We start from the raw sequence: 16,609 nt of genomic DNA on the forward strand, positions 1-16,609 counted from the left end.
TTAAAAACAATGCAGAATATATTAGGAATTGATATTGGCGGATCACACATTACGCTGGCACAGATAAATGCTGAAAAACGAGAAATTATTACTTCAACCTACGTAAGAGAACATGTCAATTCATTTGATAATAAAGAAATTATTTTCTCTGCATGGGTTTCAGCCATTGAAAAAGCCGCTCACGATCTTTCAAAAGATGACCTTTTAATTGGAATTGCAATGCCTGGACCGTTCGATTATAAAAACGGAATATCTTTGATGCAGCAAGGAAAATTCATCGATATTTATCAGGTTAATATTAAAGAAGAATTGGCAAAAAGGCTATCTGTTGATCAGAACCAGATTCATTTTGTAAATGATGCTGCTGCATTTATGGAAGGAGAAGTATTCGGAGGATGTGTTCAGGATTTCAAAAGAGTTTTTGGGATCACACTAGGGACAGGCTTGGGAACTACTTTTTACAACGGAGAAACAGCTACCGATGAAGACTTGTGGGATACCGCATTTAAAAATTCAATATCAGAAGATTATCTGGCAACGCGTTGGTTTGTTAATCGCTATGAAGAACTCACCGGTGAGCAAATTTCAGGAACCAAAGACTTATTGGATAAGCCAAAAGAGATTCAGGATCAGATATTTAATGAATATGCCGATTCCCTTTCGGAATTTATCATAAAATATGTAGCTCATTACACTCCTCAAGCCTTAGTTTTAGGAGGAAATATAGCAAAAGCCTATCCTTACTTTGAAGAAAGGTTTATTCAGAATTTAAAAAAGAATAATATTAATCTAGACGTAAAAATTTCTGCTATTTTTGAAGATGCTGCTATTTTAGGGGCGGCAAGTTATGCTTCGAAAAAAGTAACAATAAACTAATCAACGAAACGATATAATGAAGTCAATATTTTCTACTTTCTTTCTACTGGTACAGGCTTTGGCTTTCGGGCAAAACCTATCCCCTGTAGACTATGTAAATCCATTGATGGGAACCCAGTCAAAACCTTCCTTATCTACCGGAAACACTTATCCCGCAGTAGGATTGCCATGGGGAATGAATATCTGGACGCCCCAAACCGGAAAAATGGGTGACGGATGGGCTTATACTTATGATGCAGACAAGATTAAAGGATTCAAACAAACCCATCAGCCTTCTCCATGGATGAATGATTATGGTGCATTTTCTATCATGCCGGGAGTAGGTAAAGTTAAATTTAAAGAAGATGACAGGGCAAGCTGGTTCAGTCATAAAGCTGAGGTTTCAACTCCCTATTTCTATAGCGTATATCTGGCAGACATTAATGTGACTACTGAGTTTACTCCTACTGAAAGAGCATCCTTTTTTAAATTCGATTTTCCAAAAACAGACAGTGCTTACGTAGTAATTGATGCTTTAAACAAGGGTTCATACGTTAAGATTCTTCCTAAAGAAAGAAAAATTTTAGGATACACTACCAGATATTCTACAGGGAAATATGACAACTTTAAAAACTACTTTGTTATCCAGTTTGATAAAGACTTTGAACTGACAAGAGCATGGAAAGATGATAAATTTGTCAATGATCAGCTGGAAATTACAAGTGATCACGCAGGAGCGGTAGTAGGTTTTAAACTAAAAGATAAAGAATCGGTGTATGCTAAAGTAGCATCTTCCTTCATTAGCTTTGAGCAGGCAGAACTGAATCTTAAAAGAGAGATTGGAAACAGAAATTTTGAACAGGTAAAGACAGATGCTAAAAATATCTGGAATAAAACTTTAGGAAAAATAGAAGTAAAAGGAGGAACAGATCAACAGATGAGAACTTTTTACTCATCGTTATACAGAACCTTATTCTTTCCGCAAAAACTATACGAAATTGATGCTCAGAACAAAGTAAAACATTGGAGCCCATACAATGGGAAAATTCTGGACGGAAAAATGTTTGCAGGAACAGGATTTTGGGATACTTTCCGTGCATTATACCCTTTCCTAAACCTTGTTTATCCAAGTATTAATACTGAAATGCAGGAGGGACTAGTGAATGCTTACAAAGAAGGAGGGTTTTTACCGGAATGGAGCAGCCCTGGATATTCTGATATCATGATTGGGAACAATTCAGCATCAGTAGTTGCGGATGCTTATATTAAAGGACTTCGTGGTTACGATATAGAAACCCTTTGGCAGGCAGTAAAACATGGAGCTGATAATGAAGGACCAATAGAAGCAGTAGGGCGCGCAGGAGTAGAATATTACAATAAACTAGGTTATGTTCCTTACGATGTGAAGATTAATGAAAATGCAGCCAGAACATTAGAATATGCTTATGATGATTTTGCTATTTATAAATTAGGAAAAGCATTAGGAAAACCTGCGTCAGAAATTGATATTTATAAAAAAAGAGCGTATAATTACAAAAATCTGTTTGATAAAGAAACAGGTTTAATGCGTGGTAAAAATAAAGATGGTAATTTTCAAAAGCCTTTTAATCCATTTAAGTGGGGAGATGCTTTTACAGAAGGGAACAGCTGGCATTATACATGGTCGGTTTTCCAGGACGTGGATGGTCTTGCTGAGCTGATGGGAGGTAAAAAGAAATTTGAGGCTAAACTAGATGAGGTGTTTTCACTGCCACCTGTTTTTGATGACAGTTATTATGGTGGGGTAATCCACGAGATCAGAGAAATGCAAATCATGAATATGGGACAATATGCTCATGGAAATCAGCCTATTCAGCATATGATTTATTTGTATAATTATGCCGGAGCTCCTTATAAAACACAATATTGGGCAAGACAGGTGATGAACAAATTATATCAGCCGACACCTGATGGATATTGTGGTGATGAAGATAATGGGCAGACCTCTGCGTGGTATATTTTCTCAGCTTTAGGTTTTTACCCGGTAACACCAGCAACAGATCAATATGTATTGGGAGCACCATTATTTAAAGAAGCTACCATTCATTTGGAAAACGGAAAGAAAATTGAAGTGAAAGCACCGGAAAACAACACAGATAATTTATACGTAAAATCATTGAATGTAAATAAACAGCCTTATTCCAAAAATTGGTTAAGTCATCAGGAACTGATCAAAGGTGCTGTTCTGGATTTTAAAATGGATAGTAAGCCAAATAAAGAGAGAGGATCACAGGAGAAAGACTTCCCGTATTCAATGTCAAAAGAAGAATCAAGAAAATAAATATTAAATTAGAAATACCATATAACTGTATGAGTACAGAAAAAAAAGAAATATTCGATAGAGTAGAAGGCATGCTGCAGGCACAAGGTTTTACCATTGCAGCAAAAGATGATACAAGACCATGGGGTGGTTTTTTCGTAATTGATGAAATACAGGCACAGGATTTTGCCAATCAGTATTTTGATGGAATAGATGTAGAGAATCTTAGAATAGGAGGAAAGTTAAGTCCAAAAATTCTTATTGTAGCTCCCGAAGCTAGATTAAGCTGGCAATATCACCACAGAAGAGCAGAGATTTGGCAGGTAGTAGAAGGAACTGTAGGAATCAAAAGAAGTAATACCGATGAAGAAGGTGAACTTGCAGAATACAAACCGAAAGATCAGATCAAACTTCAGCAAGGCGAAAGACACAGGCTTATTGGTTTATCAGGCTGGGGAATTGTAGCAGAGATCTGGCAGCATACAGATGCATCCAATCCTTCAGATGAAGATGATATCGTAAGAGTACAGGATGACTTTGGAAGATAAAATAAAAAGCAGCATCAATTCTGATGCTGCTTTTTTATTTTGGTAAGGAAGCGGGGCGCGGGAAGAGGGAAGTTATTGGAGGTTTTATGAAAGGTCATTTTGGGAAATAATCTAATTGTTCAAACTGAAGTGAGCAGATAAAAAAATAAACGTTATAGGTTTCAAAAACCTATAACGTTTTATTTATATTAATGTATCGTAGCTAAAGCAGTCTGTCGGCAAAGAATACCTCCAGCCTCACTTTTCCTTCTTTTAGAACGTAACATCCAATCCTACATAGAAATTCGCTTTCATAATAGGAGCATATACCATTCCGCCATCAAAATAATTTCCGAAAGGATTTTTGAAGTCTATAATCGCATTTTTCTGATAATAAGAAGTAAGGTTTTCTCCTCCCAAATAAGCTCTAAGCTTCTTGTTGAAGTTTTTTGAAATCTGCGCATTCAATACAGCGTAAGAGTTGGAATAAACAGGTAATTGAAACTCTGCAGGATTCCCAGCCATATCAGGAAGTCTTTGCTTTCCAACCCAGTTTAAAGTCGTATCAAAACTCCAGAATCCACCCTTATCATTTTTATTGGTAGAATATGCCAGATTAACAAATCCTCTGTGTTTTGCCATAAACGGAACCTCTCTTCTTCCATCAATATAATCAGCCTGCACATCATAATATTTATAAGCAAGCCTTACATCAAAATTTTTGAATGGAGTGAAATCCCACTGAGTCTGGAATGAATTGGCAAATGATTTTCCATCAAGGTTATAAAACGTCAGCTGCTGAGGAGATCTATCCAAATCTACCAATACCTGATCCTGGAAATCCGTTCTGAAAAAATCTGCAATGATACTGGATTTTCTTCCGAAAAGCTTAAACTCCTGTTGTAAACTCGCTCCATAGTTCCATGCGATTTCTGGCTTTAATCCATAGATATTTCCTCCGTTTGGTAAGATGTTGATTGCTCTGTTTGATGCAAAATACTGTTGGTTTTCCGCAAATACATTCGCCGTTCTGAATCCTCTTCCCGCAGAAAGTCTTAAAATAGTCTGTGGCGTGAAATCATACTTGAAATTCACCCTTGGTGTAAACTGAGTACCCGCTAGATTATGAAAATCAACCCTTGTTCCAGCCACTAAAGTATATTTTAAACCTGTTAAAGTATATTCAGCAAAAATTCCCGGAACAATTTCGTTTCTCTTCATATTATCAATCAGATAATTCTCTTCATAGCCATCATATAAGAAACTTGCACCAGCTTTATACTTATGGTTGGTATTTCCTAGAATACTCTCAAATATTAAATTGGAATAATACGTATGCTGTTTTCCTGCATAGTTTCTCAAACCAAAAAAACTGTCTTGTTGATGATACACGTACTGGTTCATCCAGCCGATACTTTGGTAAGGTTTTCCTTTAAAGACATATCCTGTTTTATTCCAAACCTGAAATCTTGAAATATCAATACCTACTCCATAGGCAGGTTGCTTATCCTGAGCCAGTTTTTTATCAAAGCCAATCTGTCCTGCAGTTCTTTCATCTCTGATAAAATTGATTCCAAAGTGAGACCCGAATCCTGACTTTTCAAGATCATTATAATTTAATAAATAAGCTGCGTTGATCTGAGTTCCCTTTGGTCTGTCAAGGAAACCATCATCATTCATATCTGTATTCCCGAATGTTCCGTTTCCGTGAAGTAAAAAAGTCTGTGACCATTTATCATTGATAGGAGACACATTAGTAATATTGATTTCCGCTCTTCCGTTAAAATCTGAGAAAAGGTTCAATGACGTTTCCGGAGTTTTTGCATTTTTCAGAAGCTCTGTATTGATTTGTCCTGTGATACTCTCATAGCCATTTGTTACAGTACTTCCTCCTTTCGTTAGCTGAATACTTTCAATCCATCTTCCGGGAATGAAATTTAAACCATACGCAGAGGCCAGTCCTCTGATCTCAGGCAATTGTTCCTTTGTCAAACTGGTGTATTTCTGATCCAAACCAAGCATTTTCAGCTGTTTTGTACCCGTTACCGCATTACTGAAAGACACATCTACTGTTGCGTTCGTTTCAAAACTTTCAGATAGATTACAACATGCAGCTTTTAGTAGCTCCTTTTTATCAATATTAAAAACAAGCCCTGTTTCTTTTTTACTTACAGAAGTGGCAGCTTTAGAACCGGTTACCACAACACCTTCAATGTTTTTCTCATGCTTGCTGTGAGACTCATTATCAGATTGTGCCTGATGTTCTTTATGTTCATCATGTTTTGTTTCTTCTTCATAATGAACCTTTGGATTAGCTTCCCCAAAAGCAAAATCCCTATCGTACAAACAACATCCCGGCAACCCCTTATAAACATCATCGGCAGCCTTATATTTTTCATTATCGTGTCCTGCATCAGAAATTGACTTTAAAATCTTATCTGATGAGGTTTTTGAAGGATCGAAGTTTAGGATAACGGTTTGTTTCTCTGCATTCCATTCAGCTAGATCTGCGCCTGCATTTTTGGCTGCTTTTTCAATTCTTGCTTTACATGAAGCACAGTTTCCTCTTACATAAAACTCATTATTTTTTTTAGCTGGAGCAGCAGTATTGGCATGATGTTCATGGTGAGATTCTGCTTGCTCAGGTTGTAGATCTCTGTCATATAAACAACATCCCGGAAGGCTTTTGTAAACATCATCAGAAGCTTTGAATTTTTCATTGTCATGCCCTGCTTCTGCCACTTTTTTCAGAATGTCATCTGTAGAAACTTTATCTGTTTCTATGGTCAGTGTTTGAAGATCAATAGAGTAAACAGCAGTTTTTGCCCCTGCTTTTTTTGCAGCTCCTTCAATTCGGGTTTTGCACATTTCACAGTTTCCTTTTACCTTGAATTGGTTTTTGGAAAGATTTTGAGCCGATATAAATTGTGTAAATAAGAATAACGCACCAAGTATAAACCTGGAAATATATAATTTCATTTTGTTTAAAAGTTTAGATTAATTAAAAAACGGTTCATTACATGGTATAATGAACTCACAAAGCTTTAATTAACCTATTTTAGGCGGTTGCCAGATTTCCTTTAAACGGTCCGAAAGATGCGGAGCTGAGTATTGAAACTGTGGATTCTTATTCGTTTTGTAATAAGAAAGTTCCAGTCTTAGATTTTTTGAAAACGGAGTTTCAATAAAAGTGTAGCAGATAACACATGAAGAACAGCAGTCATCATTACAAGATGATTGTTTAGAATCATCTTTGCCGTCTTTTTTTGAAGAATGATTTTTACAGCAGTCACTCTTTTCAGATTTTGCTTTACAGCATGTATCCTGCATGGATTGAGTATAGAAGCTATCCTTGGGAACTAAAAAAATTCCCAGACAAAATACTATTGCAAGTATGTGAAACAGCTTCATAACTGCAAAATTACAAAATTTATAGCAATGGATCACCAACTTTTAGGGAACAGTTGTGCCAAGGTTCTCCATGTGCAGGGTTTAATTTTGGTTTTTCACCCTTTGCAATATTCTGAGTTGCCGGGGCAGGAGTAGGAGCCGGGGTTGTCTGTACGATATTTTGAGCCGGAGCAGATGTTGGAGCGGCTTTGCTGTTTAATGGCTGTCCTACAGGGATGTCACAACGGTGTCCTGGTTGTCCGTGAGGAGGATTCATTCCTGGAGCAGTTTTAGCCAGTCTGGCATTATTTGCAGCCACAAGATTTGCCGGTACAGTATTAGGGTCTACCTGAATAACATTCTTATTTCCAGTGCTGACATTTTGTGGAGAAGGAGTAGCTGCAGGTTGGCTGTTTAAAGGTTGTCCCACAGGAATATCACAACGGTGTCCAGGCTGTCCGTGCGGAGGATTCATTCCAGGAGCGGTTGCCATAGGTGCTGGAGCTGGGTTGGATTTAATTCCTGCCTGATCCATCAATGATGTTTTAGAAGTGTTGTTTATTGCTACTGAGGGTTGCTGAGAACCTGCTTCTTCTTTTAAATAAGTTGCTCTTTCATCCTTTTTACAAGAGACTGCTAATAATGATACGGTGATCAAACCTATAAATGTATTCTTCATATCCATTGGTATGAAACAAAATTAGCAAAACATTTTCAATTGTTTTGCTAATTTTATATTTATAATATGATTTTAGATTAATTTTTCACAAGAAGTCTGAATCCTTCTCCGTGAACGTTGATAATTTCCAATCCTTCATCATCTTTTAATAATTTACGAAGCTTAGCAATATAAACGTCCATACTTCTTGCAGTAAAGTAATTTTCTTTCTTCCAGATCTTTCTTAAAGCAAGATCTCTTGGCATGAAATCGTTTCTGTGAATGCAAAGAAGTTTCAATAATTCGTTTTCTTTTGGGGAAAGCTTATATTCTTTATCACCTACTTTCAATTGTCTCAGCATAGAATCAAAGAAAATATTGCTGATCTTAAACTGTTCCTGTTCTTCATTTTCAAGTGTAGAGCTTCTCTGAAGAATAGCTTTGATTTTATATAAAAGAAGTTCAGTGTCAAATGGCTTGGTGATATAATCGTCAGCTCCCAACTGATATCCCTTCAGGATGTCTTCTCTCATATTTCTTGCTGTAAGGAATATGATGGGTGTATTTTTATCAATTTTTTTTACGTCTTCAGCTAATGAAAATCCATCCTTCTTAGGCATCATTACATCAAATATACAGATGTCGAATTCATTTTCTGTAAATTCTTTAAGTCCCTGTTCTCCGTCAGTTGCAAGGGTAACTTCAAAATTATTGATTGTTAAATAATCTTTAAGCACCGCTCCGAAACTCTGATCGTCCTCTACTAATAATATTCTGTTGCTCATAACTTTTACTAATTAATAATTAACAATTAAGAATGAACTCACTCACTCTCTCTTCTTATATTTTGTTATTTGGTTTCTTATTTATAATGAATGAGGGTAAATAATATTTACATTTTATATTATTTATTACTCATCACTTATTACTTATGTTTTTAGCTCATTGGAAGTTTGATTGTAAACGTACTTCCTTTTCCTTTGTTGGAGTCTACAATAATCTGCCCTTTGTGCAGTTCTACAATTTTTTTAACATAGGAAAGACCTAATCCCTGTCCTTTTACATTGTGAATATTCCCGGTTTCTTCTCTGAAGAATTTTTCAAAGATCTTCGTTTTGTTCTGGGTTTCCATTCCCATTCCTTTATCAGAAATTTCAATCACATACCAATGTCCTTCATTTCTTGTTTCCACATGAATTTCCGGTGATTCAGGAGAGTATTTGTTCGCGTTATCCAAAAGGTTGACCAGCATATTCGAAATGTGGAACTCATCTATTTTAAAATTATAATGAGTTGCATTGAATTCTTGGGTAAGCGAACCATTTCTTTGCTGTACAATCAGGTTGAAAGACTCTGTAGTTCTCTTGATCAATTCTCTTACATTGGTTTCTTTCAGGAATAATTCCACTTCATTTCTTTCCAGCTTAGACATATTCAGTACATTTTCTACCTGTTTTTTCATCCTCAGGTTTTCCTGTTTGATTAATTCTGAATAATATTTTACCTTATCAGGATTGGTTGCAATCTTATCGTTCGCTAGTGAATCTGTTGCTACAGAAATGGTTGCCAAAGGAGTTTTAAACTCATGAGACATATTATTAATGAAATCTGTCTTTACTTCAGCAAGTTTTTTCTGCCTCATCATATAGTTGATAGAAATAATATAAATTCCTAAAATCGTTAATAAGGAAAGGAAAGTTCCCAACAGCATTGGCCAGTTGTTCATTGCCAAAGAGTATTCTTTTTTAGGGAAAACCAAAGCAAGGCTGTATAAAGTGTTGTACTTTTTATCCGTAAAAAGGGGATAACTGTAAGTGTTGCTGTCCTTTTTTTCTTTATATGCTTTATTGGCTATACTGGTAAGTTTATTGTCTTTATCAACGATTCCATACCCGAATTTTGCCGTAATTCCTCTGATCTTAAGCTCTTTTGCAATAACTGAGTCAAGGGTAGCGGGATTTACTCTTTGAGCAATAGGAAGATTATTTCCGTATACTTTTACGAATTCTTTTACTGCATAATCTCCGGTTTCAATATCCTGATTGATATCTGAAGTAAGAATTTCACGACTGGTAGTGTCTCTTTTTATTTTGTATGCTGCTTCATCGGTGTATAAAGTTGTAAGTTTTACAGAGTCACCTTTTTTAGAGATGGGAAGCTGTGCATTGGAAATAATATTCTTGGAATAGATGATTTGTCTTTGAGTACCGGAATCTTCTACCTGCTGAATCGTTGTAAGTGAAGGGTTTTTGCTGTTGGCAAGAATAGTACTTCTGTTGTCTTTGGTAAGGTATTTATCAGCTTCAATTTCCTCGACGGTTTTAGAGGTGTTTTCTAAAACAGAGTAAACTTTATTTGAAAAATCCTGTTCCAGTACACCGTAATACCCTTTCAGCCAATAAAATTGGAGCGTAACGAAGACAATCAGTGAGATCGTCATAAACACCGAAATTATTGGGATGAATTTATTATTCATTATTTAATTATATATGTTTTGAAAAAATGAATGTTAAAATTAATTGTTTTAAGATTACATAAACAAAAAACGAGCCAAAAAATTATGTTTTTTTTCTTAAAAGAGTCTTTTTTAACAATTATTTATGAATTAATAATTACTTGTCATATGAAAAGTCCTTTCAGTAAATAAAACGGTAACTTTATTAAAAATAATTACTTATGGAATCTAATATCGTTTTCAACAAAGATTTTGACTCTGACAGTGTGTATGTAATGAAAATTTACAAAGCTGATGTTTCAACAGTATGGAGCTATTTTACCCAATCCGGATTATTGGATCAGTGGTGGGGACCAAGACCTTGGAAATGTGAGACCGTAAAACAGGATTTTACAGAAGGAGGTGTATGGCATTATGCTATGGTAGGTCCCAATGGTGAAAAATCTTATTCCCAATCCAAGTACGGAGAAATCATGGAGCACAGAAGTTTTGACTGGATGAGCTCTTTCTGTGATGAAAATGGAAATATTAATAAAGATTTTCCAAGTTCCAATTGGCTATTTGGATTTACAGGAGTGGAAGAAGGAACGAAAGTAACCGTGAATATTCATTATCAATCACAGGAAATCATGAAAAAAATGCTGGATATGGGATTTGAAGAAGGTTTCAAAATGGGGCTTAATCAATTAGAAGAAATTTTGGAGAATTTGAAGAAATAATGATTTTGAACCGTTAAAGAGGAAGAAGAAAACAATGACGAAATTAATTTTGTATCATTATAAGAACAGAGCACTCCAGTGGAATACTCTGTTTTTATTTTTATTGCTTCGTTTTTACCGAAACTAGAGCTTTTCTATACTGATGAATGTTCCATCTGTAGGAACAATTTTGTAATTATCAGCTACGGTAAGGATAGAAACACCTCCGGATACCTGTACTTTAAGTTGATCGCCTTTATCAAACATTGCCAAAAACTCCATGGTTCCGACTCTGTTAGCTCCGGCTGTAATTAAAATTGCTTCGTTCAGAGAAACGTCATTTCTTGCCAGTACATTTCCGTTTTTTAATGCTCTGAAAGAGATCACTGGCGGGCTTACGTGTATTCCTGAGCTTTTTACTTTTAAGCTGATAAGAACTTTGTAAAATCCGGATTCTTTGAAGGTGAAATTATTAAAGTTACTATTTACTGCTCCCTGAGGATTAATAATTCCCAGTTTATCTGAGTCTAAAGAACTGTTATAAAAACCGAAAGGAACATCCTTTTCACCACACCCGATAAGGACACAGGTTACTGATGGAAAATCATTTTCTGCTGTTGCAGGATTCATGCTGGCTCTTGTCGTTCTTCCGCCACTTTCATAGAAGGTAGGTTTCCATTTTTCACCATCATATACAACGGCTCTTTTAATGTCTTTTTGATAGAATATCATTCCCTGCATGGTAGAGTCGTCATTGAAATGATCCGGCTGGCTGGCATTATACAAGGGTAGTTCTGTTTCGTTGTTTACTGTGGGAATCATCATTCCTTTAGAATTAGAAGCATTGTCTTCTTTATTCACCACACTGAATATAGAGTTTGTGCTTGGATTGTTGCTGTCACCCATGATGACTTGAGCAAAAGCTATCTTAGCTGTGAGCAAAAATGCTGTGAAGTATATTTTTTTTATCATCTTAGTTTAATTTTTCTATGTATAAAAATGTGTCTTTATCACTCATTTTAAAAGTAACCCCAGCTCCTACATTTAATCCTGTATCAGCCTGTATTCCTCCTCTTAATCGGATTTTATCGCCTGCTTTAAGAAATTTTGTGGTAGAAAAACTATTGATGGAGTTGGAGCTTCCGGCTGTGACTAATAATCCATATAATAGAAAACTGTTTTCATGAATTTTTTGCCATCCATCTCCTGAGGCATTTACATATAAAGCCTGAAGTGAGATAATGGTTGCGGCATTTCCTACTGAAAGACCTCCTGCATTGCTTGATTTTACTGAAGGATTGATTCTGTAGAACCCGTCCGAAGGAATTGTAATCTCTCCATCTGTATTGACTGCTAATCCTAAATTGTTGACATTGTTTCGTTCAAAATCATTTAATATTTGAAACTGTAACGTAGGACGTCCTGTGATTCCAAGTACATTGGCAACAGTTACATCTGCGGAACCTGATCCAAGGATGCTTAGATTTTTATAATTTTTTATACTTTTTTCGGTAGCAGCTATCCATCTGTATCCATCGTACTTTACAACATCTTTTATTTCTTTGCTGTAAAATATCAATCCATTATCTTCAGGTTTATTTTCATACAAATCTGGTTGTGAAGGATTATAATGAGGAAGTTGGGTGTGTTTCTCAACATTGGGTAGCATAATTCCTTTTGTGTTGTTCTCTACCTGTAACATCGCTCTGGGATGTACTGTTTCAGGTCTGTTACCGATTTTCACCTGAGCAAAAGCCATGCTTCCTATGGTGGCTACCATAAATATACTTAGTGTAATAGTTTTCTTAGTCATCTTAATCACTTACTTTGGTAAACATTATTTCTCTTGGATAGTATTGGGCAATGTTGTTATTGGTAGCAGCGGTAAGGGTAATTGCTACAGAAACTGTTGCTAATGGGGAATGTATCCTGGAAACGATATAATCTCCGGCATTTAAACGAATTCTGGTCGTTGTGAATGCAGCAGTATTATTATCGCCTCCAATTCCAAGGACGCCATAATAGTCAGGGAAGAACGTGGTGAGTTTTACTTCACTGTGAGTTCCGTTACTTTGTTTAAGATAGGCTCTCAGTTGATATTGCGGACCACTCGTTAACGAAACGGCGCCTCCCGTTTTTGAAGGTACATTTAAGTAAATGTCATAAACACCAGGTTCATTGATGGTGAATTTAGCATTGTCATAACTTTTGTCAATGTAGGCTCCACCGCCAGGAACTACCACGGTTTCTCTTGTAATGTTAAGATTGTTGTAAGATTTCTGCCCGTCTATAGGAGCACCGAAACTAAGCCCCACATGTCGTCCACAGCCAAGAAGTACACAAACTACACTTGTTTCTTCATTGGCAGTAGATAAAAATCTGGACTGTTTCATTTTGAAGTCTGCGGCGGTGGGTTCGTTGTTCCATTTGGCTCCATCATACGAGTAGAAGGTAGCATGGGTTTTTTCGAACATCATCATTCCTGTCATCTCACTATCGGCAGCAGATGGGTTGTATAATGGAAGATGATCCGGCTTGGATACCTCAGGGAGCATCATGCCGAGATTCATTCCTTCATATTTACCATCTATCTGTAAAATGGCTTTGTTGTGAATTTCAACAGTAGGATTTTTCGAAATGCCTACTTGTGAAAAAGCCAAATTAACAATGAGCAACATCAAAGAAGTGTTAATTTTTTTCATGGTTGATTTCTATTTAAATTTTAATCTGTTTTATCCAGAAGAATTTTTATCGAAATGCATAGTTTTTTCAGTTTTTAGTTTTTTTTATGTTTTTTCAATTCTTTTCCTTCCCGGCTCATAATCATAATATGAACTGGGTTCTTCATTTGTTTTGTGGTTTTTTTCAGCTTATACATCATGTGTAAACCTGAAAAATGGACCAATGTATTCTGAGGGAAATTGACCATAGGAGCAGGTCAAAAGAATGCGGTCTGTAAGTGTCTAAAATACAAATCTAATGTGGTATCAACCAACCAATTTGTGAAATATTCTATAGATTACCTTGAATATTGAGGAAATAAAATGATAATACGTTGTAAATGAATTGGTTTAAAATTTTAATTATTTTTTATATTTTAAAAAATATTTTTCGTTATTTAGGTAGTGGTATTAAAAAAAATAGAGATAAGTATAATCTTATCTCTATTGTATGTATGGGAAACTGTATTTTAGTTAAGGTTTTGATAAATAAGACATGTTTTCATTGTCAAATTTTCAAAGATTAACGTTTTTGGTTTTAGATCAATTCTTCCTCCTGAAAGTACTGAATAATCGCTTTTTTCATAAGCAATGCCTGTTCATTCGGTCTTAATTCAGGAAGTTCTTCCAATTTTTCGAATTGAGGCCATCCGTCTTCATAGTGTGTAAATTTATAATATCCAAACGGTTCAAGTAATCTGCATACTGCAATATGGATGAGATTTACTTTGTCATCTTTTGTATATTTCTGCTGCCCACTTCCCAGTTCCTGTAATCCTATTAAAAACAATAACGTTTCAATGGGAGGATTTTTTTCCGTTTGGAAATTATCTTCAAAGAACTGTTCTATTTTTTTCCAATATTCTGATTCGTTCATATGTTGATATCTGTCACTTTTTATAATGACGATATATTTTAAAATTTATTGTTTTCTTAATTCTTTTTATCAATTTTCAGAAGAAAAGCATATTCCAATGCATCTTCCTTCAATGATTCAAATCTACCACTTGCACCTCCATGCCCGGAACTCATATCAGTTTTAAAGACTAGAATATTGTCATTTGTCTTTAATTCTCTAAGTTTTGCCGTCCATTTTGCCGGTTCCCAGTATTGTACCTGAGAATCATGGAATCCAGTGGTGATCAGCATATGTGGATAGTCTTTAGCTTCTACATTGTCGTATGGAGAATATTCTTTCATATAGTGATAATATTCTTCATCATTTGGATTTCCCCATTCATCATACTCTCCGGTTGTTAAAGGGATTGTATCATCCAGCATGGTAGAAACAACATCCACAAAAGGTACCTGTGCTACAATTCCGTTAAATAATTGAGGTTCGTAGTTAGCAACGGCACCTACTAAAAGCCCTCCGGCACTTCCCCCCATCGCATAAAGATGCTGAGATGAAGTATAATTTTCTTTGATTAAATATTTTCCGGCATCGATAAAGTCGAAGAACGTATTTTTCTTGAATAACATTTTTCCATCTTCATACCATTCTCTTCCCAGATATTCACCACCTCGGATATGAGCAATGGCATAAATAAATCCACGGTCAAGGATCGATAGCCTTACATTGGAAAAACTAGCATCCACAGTGTGTCCATAACTTCCATAACCATATAAAAGAAGAGGAGTATCATCTGACTTTTTCGTGTCTTTATGATAAACCAAAGAAATAGGAATCTTCGTTTCTCCATCTCTGGAATCTGCCCATATTCTTTCTGAAATATAATTTTCCGGAATGAATTTACCACCCAAAACTTCCTGTTGCTTCAATAGCTTGGTTGTTTTGTCTTTCATGTTATACTCATAGGTAGAGCTTGGCTGCGTTAAAGAAGTGTAGCCATAGCGTAAAACTTCAGTATCAAACTCTAAATTGATTCCTATGTAAGTCGTATAAGTAGGATCAGAGAAAGGAAGATAATGAGACTCCTGTGTTTTTTCGTCAATAATTTTGATTTGAAGTAAACCTCTTTCTCTTTCTTCAAGAACCAGATAATCTTTGAAAATTTCAAAACCTTCTAACAGAACTTCAGCACGGTGAGGGATTACATCCACCCAGTTTTCCATACCACAGTTATTGATCTTTGTTTTAACGATTTTAAAATTCGTAGCATCATCAGCATTTGTGATGATATAGAACTCATCTTCGTAATGTTCCACTGAATATTCAAGATCATCAATTCTTGGCTGGATCACCGTCCAGTCTGCAAAAACATTGTCAGAAGGAATGAAGTGATGTTCATCCGAAATTGTACTTGAGCTTGCTATGAAAATATATTTTAAAGATTTTGTCTTAAAAACATTTACATCGAAGGTTTCATCCTTTTCGTGGAAAATCAGAATATCTTCGGAAGAATCGGTACCTAGTTCATGTCTATACACCTGGAATGCGCGAAGGCTTTTATCTTTTCTGATGTAAAAAATATGCTTGTTGTCATTAGCCCAAACTGCTTTTCCTGTAGTATTAAGAATTTTATCATCAAGGATCTCACCTGTTTTTAGGTTTTTGAAATTTAACGTATAAATTCTTCTTCCCACATTGTCTGATGAAAATGAAGCTAACTCATTATTCGGACTTACCGCCACACTTCCAACTTCAAAAAAATCCTCACCTTCTGCTAAAATATTAACATCCAGTACAATCTCTTCAGAATTGTCTAAACTCTTATGTCTTCTACAGAAAATAGGATATTCTTTACCTTCTTCATAACGTACGATATACCAATATCCGTTGAAGAAATAAGGTAGAGATTCATCATCCTTTTTGTAGCGTGCTTTCATCTCTTCGAAAAGCTCTTCCTGGAGCTCTTCCGTATCTTTCATGATGAATTCTTCGTAAGCATTTTCTTCCTCAAGATATTTGATGACTTCGGGATTTTCCCTTTCATTGAGCCAGAAGTAATGATCTGTTCTTCTGTCACCATGAGTTTCCAGTATTTTTTCTATTTTTTTTGCTTGTGGAGCTTTCATCCTATATTTTTAGTTGTTTGCGTTCTGT

At 35.6% G+C, this 16,609-nt stretch carries 14 protein-coding genes; 4 read left to right on the forward strand and 10 right to left on the reverse strand.

Going from position 1 to position 16,609, the window contains the following annotated elements; all coding sequences use genetic code 11:
* The first annotated feature begins 9 nt into the window (after window positions 1–9).
* Genes BW983_RS11445 through BW983_RS11455 form a run of 3 tightly spaced genes read left to right on the forward strand, consistent with a single transcriptional unit; the run spans window position 10 to window position 3,702 of the window.
* Window positions 10–876, forward strand: a complete 867-nt coding sequence (locus BW983_RS11445) for an ROK family protein (RefSeq protein WP_076552075.1) — start codon at window positions 10–12, stop codon at window positions 874–876.
* A 16-nt stretch (window positions 877–892) separates the two neighbouring features.
* Window positions 893–3,175 (forward strand): GH92 family glycosyl hydrolase, encoded by a 2,283-nt coding sequence (locus BW983_RS11450; RefSeq protein WP_076552076.1) that lies wholly within the window; start codon window positions 893–895, stop codon window positions 3,173–3,175.
* Window positions 3,176–3,204: 29 nt separating this feature from the next.
* Complete coding sequence (locus tag BW983_RS11455; RefSeq protein WP_076552077.1) at window positions 3,205–3,702, forward strand: cupin domain-containing protein; 498 nt, start codon at window positions 3,205–3,207, stop codon at window positions 3,700–3,702.
* Between the two features lie 252 nt (window positions 3,703–3,954).
* On the opposite strand, the gene BW983_RS11460 is transcribed toward BW983_RS11455, so the two are convergent.
* The 5 genes from BW983_RS11460 to BW983_RS11480 all read right to left on the reverse strand — a co-directional run bounded on the left by BW983_RS11460 (window position 3,955) and on the right by BW983_RS11480 (window position 10,205).
* Entirely contained in the window at window positions 3,955–6,660 is a 2,706-nt protein-coding gene (locus BW983_RS11460; protein ID WP_076552078.1) for a TonB-dependent receptor domain-containing protein, read from the reverse strand.
* A 69-nt stretch (window positions 6,661–6,729) separates the two neighbouring features.
* The gene (locus BW983_RS11465) at window positions 6,730–7,092 is read right to left on the reverse strand and encodes a hypothetical protein (protein WP_076552079.1); all 363 of its coding nucleotides are present in this window, start codon (window positions 7,090–7,092) and stop codon (window positions 6,730–6,732) included.
* Between the two features lie 19 nt (window positions 7,093–7,111).
* The gene (locus BW983_RS11470; protein WP_076552080.1) at window positions 7,112–7,756 is read right to left on the reverse strand and encodes a hypothetical protein; all 645 of its coding nucleotides are present in this window, start codon (window positions 7,754–7,756) and stop codon (window positions 7,112–7,114) included.
* Between the two features lie 71 nt (window positions 7,757–7,827).
* Window positions 7,828–8,514, reverse strand: coding sequence for a response regulator transcription factor (locus tag BW983_RS11475; RefSeq protein WP_002982671.1), 687 nt, complete (start codon window positions 8,512–8,514; stop codon window positions 7,828–7,830).
* Between the two features lie 152 nt (window positions 8,515–8,666).
* Window positions 8,667–10,205 carry a sensor histidine kinase gene (locus BW983_RS11480; protein WP_076552081.1) on the reverse strand — a complete coding sequence of 513 codons (1,539 nt, stop codon included), beginning with the start codon at window positions 10,203–10,205 and terminating at the stop codon, window positions 8,667–8,669.
* A 200-nt stretch (window positions 10,206–10,405) separates the two neighbouring features.
* Here BW983_RS11480 and BW983_RS11485 point away from each other — a divergent pair, with 200 nt between their 5' ends.
* Window positions 10,406–10,903, forward strand: coding sequence for an SRPBCC family protein (locus tag BW983_RS11485; protein ID WP_076552082.1), 498 nt, complete (start codon window positions 10,406–10,408; stop codon window positions 10,901–10,903).
* Between the two features lie 123 nt (window positions 10,904–11,026).
* Here BW983_RS11485 and BW983_RS11490 read toward each other — a convergent pair whose 3' ends face one another.
* From BW983_RS11490 to BW983_RS11510, 5 genes are all read right to left on the reverse strand, one after another.
* Window positions 11,027–11,854 carry a hypothetical protein gene (locus BW983_RS11490; protein ID WP_076552083.1) on the reverse strand — a complete coding sequence of 276 codons (828 nt, stop codon included), beginning with the start codon at window positions 11,852–11,854 and terminating at the stop codon, window positions 11,027–11,029.
* A gap of 1 nt (window position 11,855) precedes the next feature.
* On the reverse strand, window positions 11,856–12,695 hold the full coding sequence (locus BW983_RS11495) for a hypothetical protein (RefSeq protein ID WP_076552084.1): 840 nt from the start codon (window positions 12,693–12,695) through the stop codon (window positions 11,856–11,858).
* 1 nt (window position 12,696) lies between these two features.
* Complete coding sequence (locus BW983_RS11500; RefSeq protein ID WP_076552085.1) at window positions 12,697–13,584, reverse strand: hypothetical protein; 888 nt, start codon at window positions 13,582–13,584, stop codon at window positions 12,697–12,699.
* Window positions 13,585–14,140: 556 nt separating this feature from the next.
* Window positions 14,141–14,479: a hypothetical protein gene (locus BW983_RS11505; RefSeq protein WP_076552086.1), complete on the reverse strand. Its 339-nt coding sequence runs from the start codon at window positions 14,477–14,479 to the stop codon at window positions 14,141–14,143.
* Window positions 14,480–14,535: 56 nt separating this feature from the next.
* A complete protein-coding gene (locus BW983_RS11510; RefSeq protein ID WP_076552087.1) occupies window positions 14,536–16,581 on the reverse strand; it encodes a S9 family peptidase in 2,046 nt (681 codons plus the stop codon).
* Window positions 16,582–16,609: the final 28 nt, after the last annotated feature.

Origin of the sequence: Chryseobacterium ureilyticum, from assembly GCF_900156735.1 — a bacterium.
Lineage (GTDB): Bacteria > Bacteroidota > Bacteroidia > Flavobacteriales > Weeksellaceae > Chryseobacterium > Chryseobacterium ureilyticum.